The organism is Lutispora sp. QWL-02 (genome assembly GCF_058315355.1).
Genome location: NZ_CM177762.1, coordinates 1263615 through 1283602 on the forward strand (window position 1 = coordinate 1263615; position 19988 = coordinate 1283602).

The 19988-nt window shown below is 41.5% G+C and carries 29 protein-coding genes; all 29 read left to right on the forward strand.

Going from position 1 to position 19988, the window contains the following annotated elements:
* Positions 1-2: 2 nt before the first annotated feature.
* Positions 3-3563 (forward strand): DNA-directed RNA polymerase subunit beta', encoded by a 3561-nt coding sequence (rpoC, locus tag AC4HCY_RS05610; protein WP_323431207.1) that lies wholly within the window; start codon positions 3-5, stop codon positions 3561-3563.
* 88 nt (positions 3564-3651) lie between these two features.
* Entirely contained in the window at positions 3652-3897 is a 246-nt protein-coding gene (locus tag AC4HCY_RS05615; RefSeq protein WP_491095545.1) for a ribosomal L7Ae/L30e/S12e/Gadd45 family protein, read from the forward strand.
* A gap of 160 nt (positions 3898-4057) precedes the next feature.
* Positions 4058-4432: a 30S ribosomal protein S12 gene (rpsL, locus tag AC4HCY_RS05620; RefSeq protein WP_255228466.1), complete on the forward strand. Its 375-nt coding sequence runs from the start codon at positions 4058-4060 to the stop codon at positions 4430-4432.
* 121 nt (positions 4433-4553) lie between these two features.
* Positions 4554-5024: a 30S ribosomal protein S7 gene (gene rpsG, locus AC4HCY_RS05625; RefSeq protein WP_255228465.1), complete on the forward strand. Its 471-nt coding sequence runs from the start codon at positions 4554-4556 to the stop codon at positions 5022-5024.
* Positions 5025-5105: 81 nt separating this feature from the next.
* Positions 5106-7172 carry an elongation factor G gene (gene fusA / locus AC4HCY_RS05630; RefSeq protein WP_491095546.1) on the forward strand — a complete coding sequence of 689 codons (2067 nt, stop codon included), beginning with the start codon at positions 5106-5108 and terminating at the stop codon, positions 7170-7172.
* Positions 7173-7211: 39 nt separating this feature from the next.
* Positions 7212-8414 carry an elongation factor Tu gene (gene tuf, locus AC4HCY_RS05635; RefSeq protein WP_491095544.1) on the forward strand — a complete coding sequence of 401 codons (1203 nt, stop codon included), beginning with the start codon at positions 7212-7214 and terminating at the stop codon, positions 8412-8414.
* Positions 8415-8771: 357 nt separating this feature from the next.
* A complete protein-coding gene (rpsJ, locus tag AC4HCY_RS05640) occupies positions 8772-9080 on the forward strand; it encodes a 30S ribosomal protein S10 (RefSeq protein ID WP_323433242.1) in 309 nt (102 codons plus the stop codon).
* Positions 9081-9149: 69 nt separating this feature from the next.
* Complete coding sequence (gene rplC / locus AC4HCY_RS05645; protein WP_323433241.1) at positions 9150-9779, forward strand: 50S ribosomal protein L3; 630 nt, start codon at positions 9150-9152, stop codon at positions 9777-9779.
* A 24-nt stretch (positions 9780-9803) separates the two neighbouring features.
* Positions 9804-10427 (forward strand): 50S ribosomal protein L4, encoded by a 624-nt coding sequence (gene rplD, locus AC4HCY_RS05650; RefSeq protein WP_323433240.1) that lies wholly within the window; start codon positions 9804-9806, stop codon positions 10425-10427.
* Positions 10427-10714 carry a 50S ribosomal protein L23 gene (rplW, locus tag AC4HCY_RS05655; protein ID WP_255228459.1) on the forward strand — a complete coding sequence of 96 codons (288 nt, stop codon included), beginning with the start codon at positions 10427-10429 and terminating at the stop codon, positions 10712-10714. Before rplD ends, rplW begins: the two co-directional genes overlap by 1 nt.
* A 122-nt stretch (positions 10715-10836) precedes the next feature.
* The gene (rplB, locus tag AC4HCY_RS05660; RefSeq protein WP_323433239.1) at positions 10837-11670 is read left to right on the forward strand and encodes a 50S ribosomal protein L2; all 834 of its coding nucleotides are present in this window, start codon (positions 10837-10839) and stop codon (positions 11668-11670) included.
* 87 nt (positions 11671-11757) lie between these two features.
* Positions 11758-12042, forward strand: a complete 285-nt coding sequence (gene rpsS / locus AC4HCY_RS05665) for a 30S ribosomal protein S19 (protein WP_255228457.1) — start codon at positions 11758-11760, stop codon at positions 12040-12042.
* Positions 12043-12071: 29 nt separating this feature from the next.
* Positions 12072-12407 (forward strand): 50S ribosomal protein L22, encoded by a 336-nt coding sequence (gene rplV, locus AC4HCY_RS05670; protein ID WP_255228456.1) that lies wholly within the window; start codon positions 12072-12074, stop codon positions 12405-12407.
* A 17-nt stretch (positions 12408-12424) separates the two neighbouring features.
* On the forward strand, positions 12425-13093 hold the full coding sequence (rpsC, locus tag AC4HCY_RS05675) for a 30S ribosomal protein S3 (protein WP_323433238.1): 669 nt from the start codon (positions 12425-12427) through the stop codon (positions 13091-13093).
* Between the two features lies 1 nt (position 13094).
* Positions 13095-13535 (forward strand): 50S ribosomal protein L16, encoded by a 441-nt coding sequence (rplP, locus tag AC4HCY_RS05680; RefSeq protein WP_255228454.1) that lies wholly within the window; start codon positions 13095-13097, stop codon positions 13533-13535.
* On the forward strand, positions 13525-13731 hold the full coding sequence (gene rpmC / locus AC4HCY_RS05685; RefSeq protein ID WP_323433237.1) for a 50S ribosomal protein L29: 207 nt from the start codon (positions 13525-13527) through the stop codon (positions 13729-13731). Before rplP ends, rpmC begins: the two co-directional genes overlap by 11 nt.
* A gap of 19 nt (positions 13732-13750) precedes the next feature.
* The gene (rpsQ, locus tag AC4HCY_RS05690; protein WP_255228452.1) at positions 13751-14005 is read left to right on the forward strand and encodes a 30S ribosomal protein S17; all 255 of its coding nucleotides are present in this window, start codon (positions 13751-13753) and stop codon (positions 14003-14005) included.
* A gap of 21 nt (positions 14006-14026) precedes the next feature.
* Positions 14027-14395, forward strand: coding sequence for a 50S ribosomal protein L14 (gene rplN, locus AC4HCY_RS05695; protein WP_255228451.1), 369 nt, complete (start codon positions 14027-14029; stop codon positions 14393-14395).
* Positions 14396-14408: 13 nt separating this feature from the next.
* Positions 14409-14738 (forward strand): 50S ribosomal protein L24, encoded by a 330-nt coding sequence (gene rplX / locus AC4HCY_RS05700; RefSeq protein ID WP_323433236.1) that lies wholly within the window; start codon positions 14409-14411, stop codon positions 14736-14738.
* Between the two features lie 25 nt (positions 14739-14763).
* Complete coding sequence (gene rplE, locus AC4HCY_RS05705) at positions 14764-15303, forward strand: 50S ribosomal protein L5 (RefSeq protein ID WP_323433235.1); 540 nt, start codon at positions 14764-14766, stop codon at positions 15301-15303.
* A gap of 18 nt (positions 15304-15321) precedes the next feature.
* Complete coding sequence (locus AC4HCY_RS05710) at positions 15322-15507, forward strand: type Z 30S ribosomal protein S14 (RefSeq protein ID WP_323433234.1); 186 nt, start codon at positions 15322-15324, stop codon at positions 15505-15507.
* A 26-nt stretch (positions 15508-15533) separates the two neighbouring features.
* The gene (gene rpsH / locus AC4HCY_RS05715) at positions 15534-15932 is read left to right on the forward strand and encodes a 30S ribosomal protein S8 (RefSeq protein WP_255228447.1); all 399 of its coding nucleotides are present in this window, start codon (positions 15534-15536) and stop codon (positions 15930-15932) included.
* Positions 15933-15959: 27 nt separating this feature from the next.
* Entirely contained in the window at positions 15960-16502 is a 543-nt protein-coding gene (gene rplF, locus AC4HCY_RS05720) for a 50S ribosomal protein L6 (protein ID WP_323433233.1), read from the forward strand.
* Between the two features lie 19 nt (positions 16503-16521).
* Positions 16522-16890, forward strand: coding sequence for a 50S ribosomal protein L18 (gene rplR / locus AC4HCY_RS05725; protein ID WP_323433232.1), 369 nt, complete (start codon positions 16522-16524; stop codon positions 16888-16890).
* 18 nt (positions 16891-16908) lie between these two features.
* Complete coding sequence (gene rpsE / locus AC4HCY_RS05730; protein WP_255228444.1) at positions 16909-17409, forward strand: 30S ribosomal protein S5; 501 nt, start codon at positions 16909-16911, stop codon at positions 17407-17409.
* 12 nt (positions 17410-17421) lie between these two features.
* Positions 17422-17601, forward strand: coding sequence for a 50S ribosomal protein L30 (gene rpmD / locus AC4HCY_RS05735; RefSeq protein WP_323433231.1), 180 nt, complete (start codon positions 17422-17424; stop codon positions 17599-17601).
* 20 nt (positions 17602-17621) lie between these two features.
* Positions 17622-18062: a 50S ribosomal protein L15 gene (gene rplO, locus AC4HCY_RS05740; protein ID WP_323433230.1), complete on the forward strand. Its 441-nt coding sequence runs from the start codon at positions 17622-17624 to the stop codon at positions 18060-18062.
* A 1-nt stretch (position 18063) separates the two neighbouring features.
* The gene (secY, locus tag AC4HCY_RS05745) at positions 18064-19320 is read left to right on the forward strand and encodes a preprotein translocase subunit SecY (protein WP_323433229.1); all 1257 of its coding nucleotides are present in this window, start codon (positions 18064-18066) and stop codon (positions 19318-19320) included.
* Between the two features lie 24 nt (positions 19321-19344).
* On the forward strand, positions 19345-19986 hold the full coding sequence (locus tag AC4HCY_RS05750; protein WP_323433228.1) for an adenylate kinase: 642 nt from the start codon (positions 19345-19347) through the stop codon (positions 19984-19986).
* Positions 19987-19988 lie beyond the last annotated feature (2 nt).

Here is a 19988-nt window from a genome sequence, read left to right on the forward strand (position 1 = left end):
CCTTGTTGGAATTAAACAACTTCGAATCATTAAAGATTGGTTTGGCATCCCCGGAGAAAGTAAGGGAATGGTCAAGAGGAGAGGTAAAAAAGCCTGAAACCATAAACTACAGAACTTTGAAGCCGGAAAAGGAAGGTTTATTCTGTGAAAGAATATTCGGGCCTACCAAGGACTGGGAATGCCACTGCGGCAAGTACAAAAGAATCAGATATAAGGGCATAATCTGCGACAGATGCGGTGTTGAAGTAACCAAAGCTAAGGTAAGGAGAGAAAGGATGGGCCATATCGAACTGGCTGCTCCTGTATCTCATATCTGGTATTTCAAGGGTATACCCAGCCGTATGGGATTGTTATTGGATATGTCGCCAAGAGCGCTGGAAAAGGTATTGTATTTTGCTTCTTATATTGTGATCGAACCGGGAGATACGGGTCTATCTGTAAAGCAGATACTAAACGAAAAAGAATTTAGAGAAGCTATTGAAAAATATGGCTCCAGATTCAGAGCAGGAATGGGTGCTGAAGCAATAAAAGAGCTTCTTGCTGTTTTAGACCTGGACCAACTGGCTAAAGAATTGAGACATGACCTAAAGGACAGCTCGGGACAAAAGAAGCTTAGAACTGTAAGAAGGCTTGAAGTGGTAGAAGCTTTCAGAAAGTCCGGCAATAAGCCTGAGTGGATGATTCTGGATGTTATTCCTGTAATCCCGCCGGATTTAAGGCCAATGGTGCAGCTTGACGGAGGCAGATTTGCTACTTCGGATTTGAATGATCTATATAGAAGGGTTATAAACAGGAATAATAGGTTGAAAAGACTTCTGGACCTTGGAGCACCGGATATAATTGTCAGGAATGAGAAAAGAATGCTTCAGGAGGCCGTTGATGCCTTAATCGACAACGGCAGACGCGGAAGACCTGTTACCGGCCCCGGCAATAGGCCGCTTAAATCATTGAGCGATATGCTCAAGGGAAAGCAGGGAAGATTCAGACAGAATCTTTTGGGCAAGCGTGTTGACTATTCCGGACGTTCCGTTATAGTTGTGGGACCTCATTTGAAGCTCTACCAGTGCGGCCTTCCCAAGGAGATGGCTCTTGAGCTTTTCAAACCCTTTGTGATGAAGAAGCTTGTAAAGGATGGCCTCGCTCATAATATTAAAAGCGCAAAGCGTATGGTTGAGAGGGTCAAGACAGAAGTATGGGATGTTCTCGAAGAGGTAATAAAAGAGCATCCGGTACTCCTGAATCGTGCACCAACACTTCATAGGCTGGGAATACAAGCCTTTGAACCTGTTCTGGTTGAAGGCAGGGCGCTTAAGCTCCATCCGCTGGTATGCACGGCATACAATGCGGACTTTGACGGAGACCAGATGGCGGTTCACGTTCCATTATCTGTGGAAGCACAAGCTGAAGCCAGATTTTTGATGCTTTCGGCAAACAATATTTTGGCGCCAAAGGATGGAAGGCCTGTAGTGAGCCCGACCCAGGATATGGTAATGGGAATTTACTATTTGACAATACATGTTCCCGGTGAAAAAGGAGAAGGGAAGATATTCTCCGATTTGGACGAGATGGTTATGGCATATCAATTGGGGGAAGTCGGACTTCATGCTATGGTTAAAGCAAAGCTTGCCAGAAATATCGATGGAAAGACCGAATACAAGCTTGTTGAGAATACGGTAGGCCGCTTCATATTCAATGATTCCATGCCTCAAGATGTGGGCTTTGTTGATAGAACGGTTGAAGGAAGTGAGTTTGTTCTCGAATATGATCCAAAGGATAAGGAAGGCAATCTCATACCGATAGATAAAAAAATGCTGGGCAAAATAGTAGATAAATGCTATAGGAGGCATGGTTCTGCTAAAACTGCCGTGGTGCTTGATGAAATCAAAGCATTTGGCTTCCATTATTCAACTAAGGGAGCGGTAACGATAGGAGTAAGCGATATAGACATACCCGAAACAAAGAGAAAGTTGCTTTCGGAAGCAGATTCAAAGGTTGACAATATTGAAAAGATGTATAGAAGGGGCCTCATATCAAACGAAGAAAGATATGAGCAAGTAATAGAAACCTGGAAAAATACTAAGGAAGAAGTTACTAAAGCCCTAATGGATAACCTGGACAGATTAAACCCCGTATACATGATGGCAAACTCGGGAGCCAGAGGAAGCGTCAACCAGATAAGCCAGCTGGCAGGCATGAGGGGACTTATGGCCGATACATCGGGAAGAATAATAGAGATCCCCATAAAAGCTAACTTCCGTGAGGGACTTAACGTTTTGGAGTTCTTTACCTCTACCCATGGAGCCAGAAAGGGCTTGGCGGATACGGCTTTAAGAACTGCGGATTCAGGATATCTGACCAGACGGCTTGTGGATGTAAGTCAGGATGTTATAGTAAGGGAAGATGACTGTGGCACAGAGGAAGGGCTCTGGGTCAGTGAAATAAAAGACGGCAGTGAGATAATTGAGAAATTGGAAGACAGACTTGCAGGAAGACTTGCAATGGCAGATATTGTTCACCCGGAGACAGGTGAAGCGCTGGTTAAGAAAGGTGTCATGATAACTGATGACATGGCTTCAAAAATTGTCAAGACAGGAATAAAGAAGGTTTATATTCGTTCGGTATTGACCTGTCATTCCAGATATGGCGTTTGCGCGAAATGCTACGGCATGAATCTTGCCACCGGAGATCCGGTAAATATCGGAGAAGCTGTAGGAATTATCGCCGCACAATCCATCGGCGAGCCGGGTACTCAGCTTACCATGAGAACCTTCCATACGGGCGGTGTTGCAGGAGACGACATAACTCAAGGTCTCCCCAGGGTTGAGGAGCTTTTTGAGGCAAGAAGACCTAAAGGTCTGGCAACCATATCGGAAATACCCGGCATAGTGAAGGTCAATGATTCAAACAAGAAGAAGAAAGAGGTAATAGTCATCGCGGATGACGGAGATACAAGGACCTATGCAATACCTTACGGTTCAAGGCTTAAAGTCTATGATGGAGACAGGATCGAAGCCGGAGATGAAATAACCGAAGGTTCCGTTAACCCCCATGATATTTTGAAGATAAAAGGAATAGCAGGGGTTCAATCCTACCTGCTTCAGGAGGTTCAGAGGGTTTACAGATTGCAGGGTGTTGATATAGCCGATAAGCATATAGAGGTAATAGTAAGGCAGATGCTCAGAAAAGTAAAGATTGATGATGCGGGAGATACTGATCTGCTGCCCGGAGGCTTGTTTGACATCTTTAAGTTTGAAGAAGAAAACGAAGATATAGCAAAGCAGGGCGGAGAAAAGGCAACAGGAAAGAGAACGCTGCTGGGTATCACCAAAGCATCTTTGGCTACAGACTCCTTCTTGTCTGCGGCATCCTTCCAGGAGACCACCAGGGTGCTCACGGAAGCGGCTATAAAGGGCAAGATAGATCCGCTGGTAGGGCTTAAGGAAAATGTTATAATAGGTAAGCTCATACCTGCAGGAACAGGCATGAAGAGATATAAGGATGCCAATATAGCTTTGCCTGAGGAAGCTCCCGAAGAAAATGCCGAAGAACAGCAAAATATTTAGTATTGACAAAAAAATAAGCATAATGCTAAAATAAAAAAGTATGCTAAAAAAAGCCGTATTCTTTTTAATGATGAGGAGGCGATATGATATGGAAAGGTTGAAGTCCTCGAAGAAAAGGATAATTGGGTTGAAACAAACCATAAAAGCTATAAAAAATGGCAGTGCACATACAGTTTATATTGCAAACGATGCAGAAGATAGCATAAAAAACAGCATATTAGAAGTATGCAGGGGGAAAGAAGTTGAAGTTGTGTATATTGACACGATGAAGAAACTTGGAGAGGCATGCGATATAGAGGTTAATGCTTCTTGCGCATCTCTATTGAATGACTAAAATACGCCCCTTCAATTGAAGGGGCATATTTTATATAAAAAGGCCTCCGATGGAAGCGTTTTAATGACAAAGGAGCCTTTATCACATCCATGACGGGAAAGTCTATATTGCAGAATTTAGCTTTCCTGTAGGCCAAAAAATATTTAAGGAGGTGTATTTGATGCCTACCATAAACCAGTTGGTTAGAAAGGGCAGACAGCAAGTAACTTACAAATCCACTGCACCGGCACTAGAGGAGTCCCCGCAGAAGAGAGGAGTATGCACTGTAGTTAAGACAACTACTCCAAAGAAGCCTAACTCTGCTTTAAGAAAGATTGCCAGAGTAAGACTTACGAACGGAATAGAAGTATCAGGTTACATTCCCGGTATAGGTCATAACCTGCAGGAGCACTCTGTCGTGCTTATAAGAGGAGGCAGGGTAAAGGATTTGCCTGGCGTAAGGTATCATATCGTCAGGGGAACATTGGATGCTGCCGGAGTTGCCAACAGAAAGCAAGGTAGATCCAAATACGGTGCCAAAAGACCCAAGAAATAATATTGTGCGGATATTATATCACGGCTATGCCGTGTAAATATATATTTTGCGCACAACGGCATCATGTTTTTATACATTGCCGAGTACCGATGAATAATTAAATGTTAAGGAGGGAAGCAAAGTGCCAAGAAAAGGATTTATTCCAAAGAGAGACGTTTTACCTGATCCACTGTACAATGACAAGGTAGTTTCTAAGCTCATAAATAATATTATGCTTGACGGAAAAAAAGGCGCGGCTGAAAAAATTATATATGAAGCTTTTGAAATAATAAGGAACAAGACAGGTAAAGATCCTTTAGAAGTATTTGAAACAGCTATGAACAATATAATGCCTGTTTTAGAAGTTAAAGCCCGAAGAATAGGTGGAGCCACTTACCAGGTACCTATTGAAGTCAGAGCTGACAGACGACAAGCATTGGGGATGAGATGGCTGGTTGACTACTCCAGAAAAAGAGGAGAAAGAACCATGAAAGAAAGATTGGCAGGAGAGATAATGGATGCTGCCAATAACGTAGGCTCCAGTGTTAAGAAGAGAGAAGACACTCATAAGATGGCTGAGGCAAATAAGGCTTTTGCACATTACAGGTGGTAGTTATATTTGATAGAGAATTGTGTAATGCTGAAATATTTGGGAAACATATAAGTGATTCTTGCTATAGGGAGGAGGATTTAAGTGCCTAGGCAATTTCCGTTAGAAAAAACCAGAAACATAGGAATAATGGCCCACATAGATGCAGGAAAGACCACGACCACTGAAAGAATTCTGTACTACACAGGCAGAACTCACAAGGTCGGGGAGACTCACGAAGGTTCTGCTACTATGGATTGGATGGAACAGGAGCAGGAAAGAGGGATAACGATCACTTCTGCTGCGACTACTGCTCAGTGGAAGGGCCACAGAATAAATATTATAGATACGCCGGGGCACGTGGACTTTACTGTTGAAGTAGAAAGGTCACTGCGTGTTCTCGATGGTTCAGTTGCGGTGTTCTGTGCAAAAGGCGGCGTTGAGCCCCAATCTGAAACAGTTTGGCGTCAAGCGGATAAATATAATGTACCCAGGCTTGCTTATATAAATAAAATGGATATCATGGGTGCCGATTTCTTCAGAGTTGTTGAAATGATGAAGGATAGGCTCAAGACCAATGCTGTACCCATACAGATCCCCATTGGAAAAGAAGATACCTTTGTGGGTATCATCGATCTTGTTACCATGAAAGCAGAGATATATAAGGATGACATGGGCAAGGAAATAGAAGAAACCGAGATACCGGAAGATCTCAAAGATATATGCAAGGAATACAGGGATAAGATGATCGAGGCAGCATCAGACAATGATGAAGAACTGATGATGAAATACCTTGAAGGCGAAGAGATAAGTGAGGAAGAAATTAAGGCAGCTATAAGAAAAGGCACATTGGCAGTCAAGATGACTCCCGTTCTTTGCGGGTCATCCTACAAGAACAAAGGGGTTCAATGGGTTTTGGATGCAGTTGTGGACTATATGCCCTCACCTTTGGATATTCCTGCCATCGAAGGTACTACTATTGAAGGCGATGAAAGGATTGTCAGACATCCTGACGATAAAGAACCTTTCTCAGCTCTGGCCTTTAAGATCATGGTTGATCCCTATGTAGGAAAGCTGGCTTTCTTCAGAGTATATTCAGGAAAGGTAGAATCAGGCTCTTACTTGTATAACTCAACTAAGGGAAAAAAGGAAAGACTGGGCAGAATAGTGCTGATGCACGCAAATCACAGGGAAGAAGTAAAAGAGGTTTATACCGGTGACATTGCAGCTGCAGTCGGCCTTAAGGATACTACTACAGGAGATACTCTTTGCCTGGATGACTCACCTGTCATATTAGAATCAATGCAGTTCCCTGAGCCTGTTATCAATGTGGCAATAGAGCCCAAGACTAAGGCAAGCCAGGATAAGATGGGGATAGCTTTGGCCAAGCTGGCTGAAGAAGATCCGACATTCAGAACCTATACAAATACTGAAACGGGTCAGACGATAATAGCCGGCATGGGAGAATTGCATCTTGAGATAATAGTTGACAGAATGCTGAGGGAATACAAGGTTGAAGCCAATATAGGAAAACCTCAGGTAGCATATAAAGAGACCATAAAGAAAAAGGTTAAGGCAGAAGGCAAATTCGTGAGACAGTCCGGCGGTAAGGGACAATACGGACATGTTTGGCTTGAACTGGAACCGAAAGAACCGGGCACTGGCTTTGAATTTGTCAATAAGATAGTAGGCGGAGTGATACCTAAGGAATACATTCCCGCAGTTCAGGCCGGAGTAGAGGATGCGCTGCAGAATGGAATCTTAGGCGGTTACAATGTTATAGACTTAAAGGTGACATTGTATGATGGTTCCTACCACGAAGTGGACTCATCAGAAATGGCCTTTAAGATAGCTGGTTCCATAGGCTTCAAGGAAGGTATGAAAAAAGCCGATCCCGCTTTGTTGGAACCTATAATGAAGGTTGAAGTTACGGTGCCTGAAGACTATATGGGCGATGTAATAGGAGATATTAACTCCAGAAGAGGAAGAATAGAAGGCATGGAAGCCAGGATGGGAGCACAGGTTATCAGAGCCTTCGTACCCTTGGCTGAAATGTTCGGCTATGCTACGGATTTAAGATCAAGGACTCAGGGAAGAGGAGTCTATTCAATGGAAATGAGCCACTTTGAAGAAGTGCCGAAAAATATTGCAGAAAAAGTATTGTCAAAATAAGTGATACTTAAATCGGATATAAAGGAGGAAAAGTAAAAAATGGCAAAGGCAAAATATGAAAGAACGAAACCCCATGTAAACATAGGAACCATAGGACACGTTGACCATGGAAAGACGACACTGACAGCAGCAATAACCACAGTATTATCAAAATTTGGTGGAGCGACAGCAACAAAATATGATGAAATAGACAAAGCACCGGAAGAAAAAGAAAGAGGAATAACAATAAACACCTCACACGTTGAATACCAGACAGCAACAAGACACTATGCCCACGTTGACTGCCCGGGTCACGCTGACTATGTAAAGAACATGATAACAGGAGCAGCTCAGATGGACGGAGCCATACTTGTAGTATCGGCAGCAGACGGACCGATGCCTCAAACAAGAGAGCACATACTCCTATCCAGACAGGTTGGAGTGCCATATATAGTAGTATTCTTGAACAAAGTAGACATGGTAGACGACGCAGAGCTTATTGAGCTTGTTGAAATGGAAGTAAGAGAACTGTTAAACGAATATGAATTCCCCGGAGACGACACACCGATAGTTGCAGGCTCAGCATTAAAAGCATTGGAATGCGGATGCGGAAATGAAGACTGTCAATGGTGCGGAGCAATCCATAAGCTGATGGCAGAAGTAGACAACTACATTCCTACACCTGAAAGAGCAACAGACAGACCATTCTTGATGCCTGTAGAAGACGTATTCTCCATAACAGGCAGAGGAACAGTTGCAACAGGAAGAGTAGAAAGAGGAACAGTAAAGGTACAAGACAACGTAGAAATAGTAGGACTGAACGACACTCCGAAGACAACAGTAGTAACAGGCGTAGAAATGTTCAGGAAGCTGCTTGACCAGGCACAAGCGGGAGACAACATAGGCGTACTTTTAAGAGGCGTACAAAGGACAGAAATAGAAAGAGGCCAGGTACTGGCAAAACCGGGCTCCATAAAGCCCCACACACACTTTACGGCACAAGTATACGTACTGACAAAAGAAGAAGGCGGGAGACACACTCCGTTCTTCAAGGGATACAGACCACAATTCTACTTCAGGACGACAGACGTAACAGGAGTAATAGAACTTCCGGAGGGAGTAGAAATGTGCATGCCCGGTGACCACATAACGATGACAATAAAGCTTATCACACCGATAGCTATAGAAGAAGGCTTGAGATTCGCTATAAGAGAAGGCGGAAGGACAGTAGGAGCCGGAGCAGTTGCTTCTATAATAGAATAAAAAAATGTATTGATAAAAAGGTCCTGGAGTCCGGCTTAAGCCGGACTCCCGAACCTTGTTAATGTTTTGCAAAAAAATATGCAAAAAGCTAATAATAATTATTGTCAAAGTGACCAAAATAGTTTAAACTATAATAGTTGTCAATACAAGCATGCGATGAAGCAAGAGGTTGCAAGACTACAACTTGGGAAATTCTTGCGGAGTAGTGTCTGAATCCAGAATTCGGGCGACTCTACTGCCGGTGTACTTTCGGGGTACACCAAATAAAAAAATAGAACACACCCGGATTAGTGTACGGCAGTAAGCGGTTGTACGTGAGTAAAATAGACGCGTGCGATGAAAAGGAGGGAAATAAAAATGGCAAAACAAAAAATCAGAATCAGATTAAAGGCATTTGATCACAATCTAATCGATCAATCAGCTCAGAAAATTGTTGAAACTGCAAAAAGAACAGGAGCGAAGGTGTCAGGCCCAGTGCCTCTGCCGACTCAAAAAGAAATCATAACTATACTCAGAGCAGTTCATAAGTACAAGGATGCAAGAGAGCAGTTTGAGATGAGAACTCATAAGAGGCTGATTGATATATTGAGCCCTACACCTAAAACTGTAGACGCTTTGATGAGGTTGGATTTACCTGCCGGCGTAGATATAGAAATCAAACTGTAATAAAGGTTGTCAATTATGATTTAGTATGACCGATACTATCGGTCCTCTGTAAATTATGGAGGTGGAAAGATGAAAAAAGCAATTTTAGGGAAAAAAATCGGGATGACGCAGATTTTCAGCAAAGAAGGAAAGGCTATCCCAGTAACAGTTATTCAAGCAGGACCTAACGTGGTTGTGCAAAAGAAAACAGTGGAGAACGATGGCTACTCATCCATCCAGGTGGGTTACCAGGATAAGGACGAGAAAAAGGTCAATAAGCCTATGAAAGGCCATTTCGCAAAAGCAAAGGTTGCTACAAAGAGATACTTAAGAGAACTCAGAGTTGAAAATGCGGAATCCTTTGAAATAGGACAGGAAATAAAGGCTGATGTATTTGCTGAAGGAGATAAGGTCGATGTAAGCGGCGTTTCCAAAGGTAAAGGAACAGCAGGAACTATAAAGAGATTTAATGCCCATAGGGGACCTATGAGACACGGCTCCAAATTCCACAGAGCGCCTGGTTCAATGGGTGCATCTTCAGACCCGTCAAGGACCTTTAAGGGAAAGAAGCTCCCTGGAAGAATGGGTAATGAGAATACGACAGTACAAAACCTTGAAGTTGTAAAAGTAGATGCTGAAAAGAACTATATACTTGTAAAAGGCGGAGTACCAGGAATAAGAGGTTCACTGGTCATGATAAAAGACACGGTGAAGGCATAAAACGGTGAGAAAGGAGGATGTGCTATGCCTAAGGTAGCTTTATATAATATAGGCGGACAACAGGTCGGCGATATAGAATTAAAAGACAGTATATTTGGTGTAAATGTTAATGTTGAAGCTATGCATCAGGTTGTAAAGATGCTTTTAGCAAATAGAAGACAAGGAACTCAGTCAGCTCTTACAAGAGCAGAAGTACGCGGCGGCGGAATCAAGCCCTGGAGGCAAAAAGGAACAGGAAGAGCAAGACACGGAAGCATCAGATCACCTCAATGGACTCATGGAGGTATCGTATTTGCTCCAAAGCCAAGATCCTACAGATATACATTGCCTAAGAAAATAAGAAGAATAGCAATGAAATCTGCCTTGAGCTCAAAGGTAAGTGATAATAATATAATAGTTTTGGATGAACTGAATTTTGATGCACCAAAGACAAAGCAGGTTGTAACCATGCTTCAAAATTTAAATGCTGATTCAAAAACTTTGATAGTATTATCTGAAAAGAATGAGAACGTAGAAAAATCCGCAAGAAACATTCCCAATGTAAAGACCTCCTTGGTCAATACATTAAATGTTTACGATATTTTAAACTATGATAAATTCATCATAACAAAATCAGCGGTTGAGAAGGTTGAGGAGGTGTACGTATAATGAATGCCTACGATATCATAAGAAGGCCCGTTATCACAGAAAAGAGCATGGGCGAAATGGCAGATAAAAAATACACCTTTATAGTGGATATCAATGCCAATAAAAATCAGATAAAAAAAGCCGTAGAAGAAGTTTTTAAAGTAAAAGTCGATAAGGTAAATACTATAAGAATGATGGGCAAAATGAAGAGAATGGGCAGATATGAAGGCAGAAGGCCCGGATACAAGAAAGCCATCGTTAAGCTTACCCAGGACAGCAAGGCAATTGAGTTCTTCGAAGGGCTATAATCTAGAACTCAGGTTTCGGAGCTCACAACTCAGGATATCAGGATAGGGCGCTGGAGCTGGTGAATAGTGAAAAGTGGAAGCGGTCGCCGATAATTACCGCTTAAAACAGGAGGAGAAATAATATGGCGATAAAGAAATATAAACCTACTTCTCCCGCCAGAAGATTTATGACGGTTTCAACCTTTGAAGAGATTTCAAAGACAGAGCCGGAAAAATCCTTGGTTGAAATAATCAAGAGCAAGGCAGGGAGAAATAATTACGGAAAGATAACAGTCAGACATCAGGGCGGAGGACATAAAAGAAAATATAGAATAATAGATTTCAAGAGAGATAAAGTGGACATTCCTGCAAAGGTTGCCGCTATAGAATATGATCCGAATAGAACAGCAAATATAGCCTTGTTAAACTATGTTGACGGTGAAAAGAGATATATAATAGCACCCCATGGTTTAAAGGTAGGGGACACTGTAATATCCTCGGAGAATGCAGATATTAAAGTTGGAAATGCATTATCCCTAAAGAACATCCCGGTTGGTACTTTTGTTCACAATATTGAGCTTAAGGCCGGCAAGGGTGGTCAGCTGGTTAGAGCAGCAGGAAACGCAGCCCAGCTTATGGCCAAGGAAGGCAACTATGCTCAGCTGAGACTTCCATCCGGTGAAGTAAGAATGATAAGGATTGAATGCAAGGCAACTATCGGCCAGGTAGGAAACCTTGAGCATGAAATCGTAAGCATAGGTAAGGCCGGAAGAAAGAGACACATGGGAGTAAGACCTACAGTAAGAGGTTCCGTAATGAACCCTGTAGACCATCCGCATGGCGGCGGCGAAGGCAAGTCACCGGTAGGAAGACCCGGACCGTTAACTCCTTGGGGCAAACCTGCACTTGGTTATAAGACAAGAAATAAAAAGAAACTGTCCAACAAATTTATTGTTAAGAGAAGAAATGAGAAATAATTCTTGTAGGACATGGGTTGCGAGTTGCGAGTTAGGTTTTTACATAACCCGCAGTCGCAACAAAATAGTTGGGAAGGAGGCAAATTAATGAGTAGATCAATTAAAAAGGGGCCTTTTGTAGAAGAAAAACTATTTAAGAGAATAGTTGAAATGAATAAATCCGGCAAGAAAGTTGTTCTGAAAACATGGTCAAGAAGCTCCACAATATTCCCGGAAATGGTAGGCCATACTATTGCTGTTCATGATGGAAGGAAGCATGTTCCGGTATATATTGTTGAAGACATGGTGGGACACAAGCTTGGGGAATTCGCGCCTACCAGAACCTTCAGAGGACATGGCAATCATACAGAAAAATCAACTTCACTTAAATAATAATCCTAATACGGAAGGAGGTACATCCCGTGGAAGCAAGAGCAGTTGCTAAATATATAAGAATTTCCTCAAGGAAAGTCAATATAGTAATTGATTTGATCAGAGGGAAAAAAGTGGGTGAAGCTTTTGCCATATTAAAGCATACTCCAAAAGCTGCATCTGTAATACTAGAAAAGCTGTTAAAGTCAGCAGTTGCAAACGCTGAGAACAATCACAACATGGATGTTGATAAGCTATATATTTCTGAGGCCTACGCAACTCAAGGACCTACACTGAAAAGATTTATGGCAAGTGCAAAAGGCCGTGGTGTTAGAATATTGAAGAGGACCAGTCATATAACACTTGTTGTATCAGAAAAAGAATAAAGAAGGAGGGATTCTTAGTGGGCCAAAAGGTAAATCCACACGGACTTAGAGTGGGCATAATAAAGGACTGGGATTCTAAATGGTATGCAAACGATAAGGATTTTTCAGACCTTTTAATAGAAGACAATAAAGTGAGAGAATTTTTAAAGAAAAAGCTATTTGCTTCAGGCGTATCAAAAATAGAGATCGAGAGAACCGCTAATAAGGTCAAGATCAATATAAGTACTGCAAAGCCGGGTATGGTAATAGGAAAGGGCGGAGCAGGCATTGAAGCTCTTAGGAAAGAAGTTGAAAAGCTTGTAAACAATAAAAGCGTTTCAATAAACATATCAGAAATAAAAGTACCTGAGCTTGATGCTCAATTGGTAGCAGAAAATATAGCTGCTCAATTAGAGAAGAGAATATCCTTCAGGAGAGCCATGAAGCAGTCAATGCAAAGAACAATGAGAAGCGGCGCTAAGGGAATAAAGGCTATGACATCAGGAAGACTTGGAGGAGCCGAAATTGCCAGAAGCGAATGGTACAGAGAAGGTACTATACCACTTCAGACATTGAGGGCTGACATTGATTATGGCTTTGCGGAAGCTCACACCACCTACGGAAGAATAGGTGTGAAGGTTTGGATATACAAAGGGGAGGTACTTCCAGAAGCTAAGAAAGTAGTTGAGGAAGGAGGAGTAGAATAATATGTTAATGCCAAAAAGAGTTAAACGTCGTAAGCAAATGAGAGGCAAAATGGCAGGTAAAGCTTTGAGAGGCAATACCATAACATATGGTGAATACGGATTGAAGGCTGTTGAGCCTGCTTGGATTACAAGCAATCAGATAGAAGCTGCCAGAATTGCCATGACAAGATATATAAAAAGAGGCGGTCAGGTTTGGATAAAGATATTCCCTGACAAGCCGGTTACAGAAAAACCTGCTGAAACTCGTATGGGTTCGGGAAAGGGTTCACCAGAATACTGGGTAGCGGTAGTAAAACCGGGAAGAGTATTATTTGAAATTGCGGGTGTATCTGAGGAGGTTGCACGAGAGGCTATGAGATTGGCTATGCATAAACTGCCCGTAAAGTGCAAATTCGTAACCCGTCAGGAAACTGAGGAAGTGGGTGAAGGTAATGAAGGCTAATAAGATCCGAGAAATGTCATCAAACGAACTAGAACAAAAGCTTTTAGAACTCAAAGGTGAACTTTTTAATTTACGGTTTCAAATGGCTACCGGTCAGTTGGAAAACCCTATGAAGGTCAAAGATGTTAAAAAGTCTATTGCACGTGTAAAGACTATTCTCAGGGAAAAGGAACTCAAAGATGTAGAGAACAAATAGTCGAGAGGAGGTTTAGTCTGTGGAAAGAGGTAACAGAAAGACAAGGACCGGAAAAGTAGTCAGCGATAAGATGGATAAAACAATAGTTGTTGCCATTGAGACGCTGGTACGACATCCGTTATATAAAAAATCTATAAAAAGAACAACAAAATTTAAAGCTCATGACGAAAACAATGAGTGCAAAATTGGCGATAGAGTTACAATAATGGAAACAAGGCCTTTAAGCAAAGAGAAAAGATGGAGACTTGTTGAGATAATTGAGAGAGCAAAGTAAATTCCGAAAGGAGGGTTTTGAATGATTCAACAGGAATCGCGCTTAAGAGTAGCAGACAATTCAGGCGCAAAGGAACTATTGTGCATCCGCGTAGTAGGCGGTTCATTGAGGAGATATGGAAACATTGGAGATATAATAATTGCTTCTGTTAAAGATGCAACGCCAGGTGGTGTTGTTAAAAAAGGCGAGGTTGTAAAAGCCGTAATAGTAAGAAGCAAGAAGGGTTTGAGAAGACCGGACGGCAGCTATATAAAGTTTGATGAAAATGCAGCCGTGATAATAAAAGATGACAAGCAACCAAAGGGGACACGTATATTCGGACCTGTTGCAAGGGAGCTTAGGGAAAAAGACTTTATGAAGATCATATCCTTAGCACCTGAAGTGCTCTAAAGGAGGTGGCATTATGGAAGCTAAAAAATTGCATGTAAAAAAGGGAGATACAGTAGTCGTAATCTCCGGTAAAGATAAAGGCAAAAAGGCAAAGGTGCTTGTTGGACTTCCAAAGGACGGCAAGGTTATAGTGGAAGGCGTAAACATGAGCACTAAGCACAAGAAACCATCTCAAAAAGTTCAGCAAGGCGGCATAATACACCAGGAATCACCTATATTTGCTTCCAAAGTTATGCTTTGGTGCGATAAGTGCAAAAAAGGTGTAAGAGCAGGCAAGAGAATATTGCAAGATGGAACAAAAGTAAGATACTGCAAGAGCTGCGGTGACATGTTAGATAAATAAAAGGCTCTGAAAGGAGGTAAAATAATTGGCTAGGCTTAAAGAAAAGTACTTGAATGAAGTAGCTCCTGCTATGATGCAGAAGTTTCAATATAAAAGCGTGATGCAGATCCCAAAGCTTGAAAAGGTTGTTTTGAATATGGGTTTGGGAAATACTAAGGACAATGCAAAGGGTCTTGATGCTGCTGTATCGGAATTAGCTCTGATAGCAGGTCAGAGACCGGTAGTAGTAAAGGCTAAGAAATCAGTTGCTGCTTTTAAAGTTAGAAAAGGCATGAATATCGGCGCTAAGGTAACTTTAAGAGGAGACAGAATGTTTGAATTTGTTGATAAACTATTCAACGTTTCATTACCCAGAGTAAGAGACTTCAGAGGTTTATCGACAAAATCCTTCGACGGCAGGGGAAATTACGCATTGGGCATAAAAGAACAACTTATTTTCCCGGAAATTGAATATGATAAAGTGGATCAAATCAGAGGAATGGACATAATTTTTGTTACAACTGCAAATACCGATGAAGAGGCAAGAGAACTGCTGAGACTCCTCGGAATGCCTTATGCAATTTAGTGGATAGGAGGGAAAAATGTGGCAAAAAAATCTATGGTATTAAAGCAACAAAGAACTCCGAAGTTCTCTACCAGGGCTTACAATAGATGCAAGATTTGCGGCAGACCCCACGGATACTTAAGAAAATTCGGAATTTGCCGTATATGTTTCAGGGAATTAGCATACAAAGGACAGATACCAGGAGTGAAAAAAGCCAGCTGGTAAGCGTTATCGTAAAGGAGGTAAGAAATATGGTTATATGCGACCCAATTGCTGATATGCTAACAAGAATAAGGAACGCAAACACTGTAAAACATCACACAGTCGATGTTCCTTTATCAAATATAAAAAAGGCTATGGCCGAAATTCTTTTAGAAGAAGGATATATAAAATCCTTTGAGATAATTGATGATGGCGCACAGGGTATGATCAGGATCACATTGAAATATACCCCCAACAAAGGCAAAGTTATCACCGGACTCAAGAGAATAAGCAAGCCCGGGCTAAGGGTTTATGCAAAGAGAGATGAAGTTCCCAAGGTATTAGGCGGCTTAGGCATAGCTATAATATCAACTTCAAAGGGAATCATGACTGATAAGAATGCCAGACTGGAAGGTTTGGGCGGAGAAGTACTTTGCTACGTATGGTAGCAGATCTTCATAACAGGAGGTGGAAAAATGTCTAGGATAGGTAAACTACCTGTATCAATTCCTCAGGGAGTTGAAGTTAAAATAGATGCAAAAAATGCATTGACTGTAAAAGGGCCCAAAGGACAGCTTCATAAGAAGCTTAATGAAGACATGATTATCGAAGTTGAGAGTGGAGTTCTTACAGTAAAAAGACCGACAGATCAGAAACAACACAGAGCTTTACATGGTTTAACGAGAGCTCTTATCCACAACATGGTGGAGGGAGTAAGCAAGGGCTATGAAAAGACTCTTGAAATAAACGGAGTTGGATATAGAGCAGCAAAGCAAGGAAATAAGCTGACTTTGACTATTGGATATTCACACCCCGTAGAATTTGTTGATCCGGAAGGCATCACAACAGAAGTGCCTGCTCCCAACAGAATAATCATAAAGGGCATCGATAAAGAATTAGTTGGGACACATGCGGCAAACATCAGGGCTGTCAGAGAGCCTGAGCCATATCTTGGAAAGGGTATCAAATACAGCTATGAGCATGTAAGACGTAAGGAAGGCAAAACCGGTAAGAAATAATGGAAAGAGGTGACTCAGATTGATCACAAAAGCCAGCAAAAATGACTTAAGAAAGAAAAGACATTTAAGAGTTAGAACAAAGGTTTTTGGAACTGCTGAAAGACCGAGACTCAATGTATTCAGGAGTCTTAACAATATATATGCACAGATAATTGACGATGATTTAGGCGTTACATTAGTCGCCGCTTCAAGCCTTGACAAAGATGTTAAGGAGAAGTTCGAAAATGGCGGCAATAAGGAAACTGCAAAGGCAGTAGGCGAGTTGATTGCTAAAAAAGCCATTGAAGCAGGGATTAAGCAGGTCGTATTTGACAGAGGCGGCTATATTTATCATGGTAGAGTTATGGAACTTGCCAGTGCAGCTAGAGAAGCAGGACTTGAATTTTAAAGATAAGGAGGGAATTTAATGCAGCCAATTGACGCCGGCAAGTTAGACCTTAAAGAAAAGGTTGTTGCCATAAACAGAGTTGCTAAGGTTGTTAAAGGCGGAAGAAACTTTCGATTCAGTGCCATTGTTGTAGTCGGAGACGGAAACGGCTATGTAGGCGTAGGAACTGGAAAATCGATAGAAATTCCGGATGCAATAAAAAAAGGCATAGAAGATGCTAAAAAGAATATGATAAAGGTGCCTATCGTAGGAACTACAATTCCTCATGAAGTAATAGGAAAATCAGGCTCAGGAAGAGTACTTTTAATGCCTGCTGCTGAAGGTACCGGAGTTATAGCAGGCGGACCAGTAAGGTCGGTTCTGGAATTGGCGGGTATCAGGGATATAAGAACAAAATCCTTGAGATCCAATAACCCTAGAAATATGGTCAACGCAACAATAGAAGGCCTCTCATCCCTCAAGACAGCAGAAGAAGTTGCTGAACTGCGCGGGAAAACAGTTGAAGAGATACTAGGTTAGGGGGGAAGTACCTTGGCTAAAATAAGAATAAAGCTGGTTAAGAGCATAATCGGCAGAAAAAAAGACCAGATAGACACAGTAAAAGCATTAGGCTTAAAAAAAGTGAACAGCATAGTTGAACAAGATGATACTCCTCAGATAAGAGGAATGATAAACAAGGTATCATTCTTGTTGGAAGTTGAGGAAATATAGTAAAGGAGGTGTAAACAGCCATGAAATTACATGAACTAAAACCTGCTGAAGGTTCTACGAGAGAAAGAAAAAGAAGAGGCAGAGGCACAGCCAGCGGTCAAGGAAAAACTAGCGGCAGAGGACAAAAAGGACAAGGCTCTCGTTCAGGCGGCGGTGTAAGGATAGGTTTTGAAGGCGGCCAGATGCCTTTGTATAGAAGACTTCCTAAAGTAGGATTTACCAATATATTCAGAAAAGAATATGCTATAGTTAATGTAAGCGATCTGGATGTTTTTGAGAGCGGAGCTGTAGTCACTCCTGAAGACTTAAAAGCAGTTGGATTGGTCAAAGCAGAAAAAAGCGGGATTAAAATATTAGGAAATGGCGACTTAAACAAACAGTTAACAGTTAAGGCTCATAAATTCAGTAAGACTGCAGAGGAGAAGATAACAGCATCAGGAGGAAAGGTAGAGGTGATTTAAGGTGTTCAATACTATTAGAAATGCATGGAAAATACCGGATCTCAGGAAAAGGATGATATTCACCCTTTTAATGCTTGTAATATTTAGATTAGGAAGCTTTATCCCTGTACCCGGGATGAATACGGAAGCTCTAGCCAGATTGATTGAATCAGGCGGATTGCTGGGCTTCTTTGATGTGATTTCTGGTGGAGCATTTAAGAATTTTGCAATATTTGCAATGAACATATCACCATATATTAACGCCTCTATTATAATGCAGTTGTTGACTATCGCTATACCAAGCCTCGAAGCTCTTGCAAAAGAGGGAGAAGAGGGAAGAAAGAAAATAGCACAATACACAAGATACGGAACTGTTGTATTAGCATTGATACAGGCAACGGCTTTAAGTATAGGATTAAAGGGATATCTCCTTAAAACAGATTTCATGTCTGTTACTTTAGTTGCTTTATCACTCACTGCTGGAACAGCTTTCTTGATGTGGTTGGGAGAACTCATAACAGAAAAGGGAGTAGGAAACGGTATATCCCTTATAATATTTGCAGGTATTGTATCCAGAATCCCTGTTGGTGCAAACCAGATATTTCAGCTATACAAGGCAAAAACGGCCTCAATATTTGAGATCATAGGCTTTGTAATACTGGCTGTAATCATTATCATGGGTGTTGTCATGATACAGGAAGGCCAGAGAAGAATACCCGTACAATATGCAAAAAGAGTAGTCGGAAGGAAAATGTATGGTGGGCAGAGCTCACATATTCCTCTTAAAGTAAATCAGGCAGGAGTTATACCTGTAATATTTGCAATGTCAATAATTGAATTCCCGAAGCAGATTGTAGGATTCTTCCCCGGAAGCGGAGCATATGCTTTCTTTAACAAATATTTCGCATGGGGTACATGGCTTCATGGAATACTATACGCATTGCTGATTATTGGTTTCACTTACTTCTATACTGCAGTAACATTCAATCCCGTAGAAGTATCCAATAATATAAAGAAATACGGTGGTTTTATACCCGGCATCAGACCTGGAAAACCAACTTCAGATTTTATACAAAGATCATTGTCCAGAATCACTTTGGTTGGTGCCGTTTTCTTAGCTTTAATAGCGATATTGCCCATATTCATAATGGCATTTACCAATATAAAAATATTCTTTGGAAGTACTTCCTTGCTTATAGTTGTGAGTGTCGCCATGGAAACTGTTAAACAAATTGAAGCTCAGATGATAATGAGAAATTATCAAGGCTTCTTGAAGTAATTTGCAGATTGGAGATGTATGTAAATGAGAATTGTATTATTGGGACCTCCTGGAGCCGGAAAAGGTACACAGGCTGTAAAATTGGTAGAAGAATACAATATACCCCATATATCTACAGGCGACATATTTAGAAAAAACTTAAAGGAAAAAACAGAATTAGGTTTAAAAGCAAAAGAATATATGGATAAGGGTCTTCTGGTTCCGGATGAATTGGTGGTTGACATTGTGAAAGACAGACTGGTGGAGGAGGACTGCGCTAAAGGGTTCCTTTTAGACGGTTTTCCGAGGACCGTTGACCAGGCGGATGCTTTGGAAACAGAATTAAGCAAGCTTGGCATAAAGCTGGACGGGGTCATCAATATTGAAGTTGAAGATGAAGTTCTCATAGGCAGGCTCACCGGAAGGCTGGTTTGCAGAAAGTGTGGAGCCACCTACCACTCAAAGTTTAGTAAGCCAAAAGTTGAAGATGTCTGTGATTTGTGTGGAGGAGAGCTTTACACCAGAGATGACGATAAAGAAGAAACTGTTAAGAATAGACTTTTAGTATACAAAAATCAGACACAACCTCTCATAGACTATTATACGAAAAAAGGCATGCTGAAAACCATAGACGGCGAAGCAGATACCGATACCGTATTTGCAGAAATATGCAAAGCTCTGGAGTAAGC

Excerpts from the sequence above, each read along its gene's own strand:
- AC4HCY_RS05750 (WP_323433228.1), top strand. The coding sequence starts at position 19,345 with ATGAGAATTGTATTATTGGGACCTCCTGGAGCCGGAAAAGGTACACAG.
- rplX (WP_323433236.1), top strand. The coding sequence starts at position 14,409 with ATGGAAGCTAAAAAATTGCATGTAAAAAAGGGAGATACAGTAGTCGTA.
- rpmC (WP_323433237.1), top strand. The coding sequence starts at position 13,525 with ATGAAGGCTAATAAGATCCGAGAAATGTCATCAAACGAACTAGAACAA.
- rpsE (WP_255228444.1), top strand. The coding sequence starts at position 16,909 with ATGCAGCCAATTGACGCCGGCAAGTTAGACCTTAAAGAAAAGGTTGTT.
- rpsL (WP_255228466.1), top strand. The coding sequence starts at position 4,058 with ATGCCTACCATAAACCAGTTGGTTAGAAAGGGCAGACAGCAAGTAACT.
- AC4HCY_RS05615 (WP_491095545.1), top strand. The coding sequence starts at position 3,652 with ATGGAAAGGTTGAAGTCCTCGAAGAAAAGGATAATTGGGTTGAAACAA.
- rplN (WP_255228451.1), top strand. The coding sequence starts at position 14,027 with ATGATTCAACAGGAATCGCGCTTAAGAGTAGCAGACAATTCAGGCGCA.
- rplC (WP_323433241.1), top strand. The coding sequence starts at position 9,150 with ATGAAAAAAGCAATTTTAGGGAAAAAAATCGGGATGACGCAGATTTTC.
- rplW (WP_255228459.1), top strand. The coding sequence starts at position 10,427 with ATGAATGCCTACGATATCATAAGAAGGCCCGTTATCACAGAAAAGAGC.
- rpsJ (WP_323433242.1), top strand. The coding sequence starts at position 8,772 with ATGGCAAAACAAAAAATCAGAATCAGATTAAAGGCATTTGATCACAAT.
- rplF (WP_323433233.1), top strand. The coding sequence starts at position 15,960 with ATGTCTAGGATAGGTAAACTACCTGTATCAATTCCTCAGGGAGTTGAA.
- rpsS (WP_255228457.1), top strand. The coding sequence starts at position 11,758 with ATGAGTAGATCAATTAAAAAGGGGCCTTTTGTAGAAGAAAAACTATTT.
- rpsH (WP_255228447.1), top strand. The coding sequence starts at position 15,534 with ATGGTTATATGCGACCCAATTGCTGATATGCTAACAAGAATAAGGAAC.
- rplP (WP_255228454.1), top strand. The coding sequence starts at position 13,095 with ATGTTAATGCCAAAAAGAGTTAAACGTCGTAAGCAAATGAGAGGCAAA.
- rplB (WP_323433239.1), top strand. The coding sequence starts at position 10,837 with ATGGCGATAAAGAAATATAAACCTACTTCTCCCGCCAGAAGATTTATG.
- rplO (WP_323433230.1), top strand. The coding sequence starts at position 17,622 with ATGAAATTACATGAACTAAAACCTGCTGAAGGTTCTACGAGAGAAAGA.
- rplD (WP_323433240.1), top strand. The coding sequence starts at position 9,804 with ATGCCTAAGGTAGCTTTATATAATATAGGCGGACAACAGGTCGGCGAT.
- tuf (WP_491095544.1), top strand. The coding sequence starts at position 7,212 with ATGGCAAAGGCAAAATATGAAAGAACGAAACCCCATGTAAACATAGGA.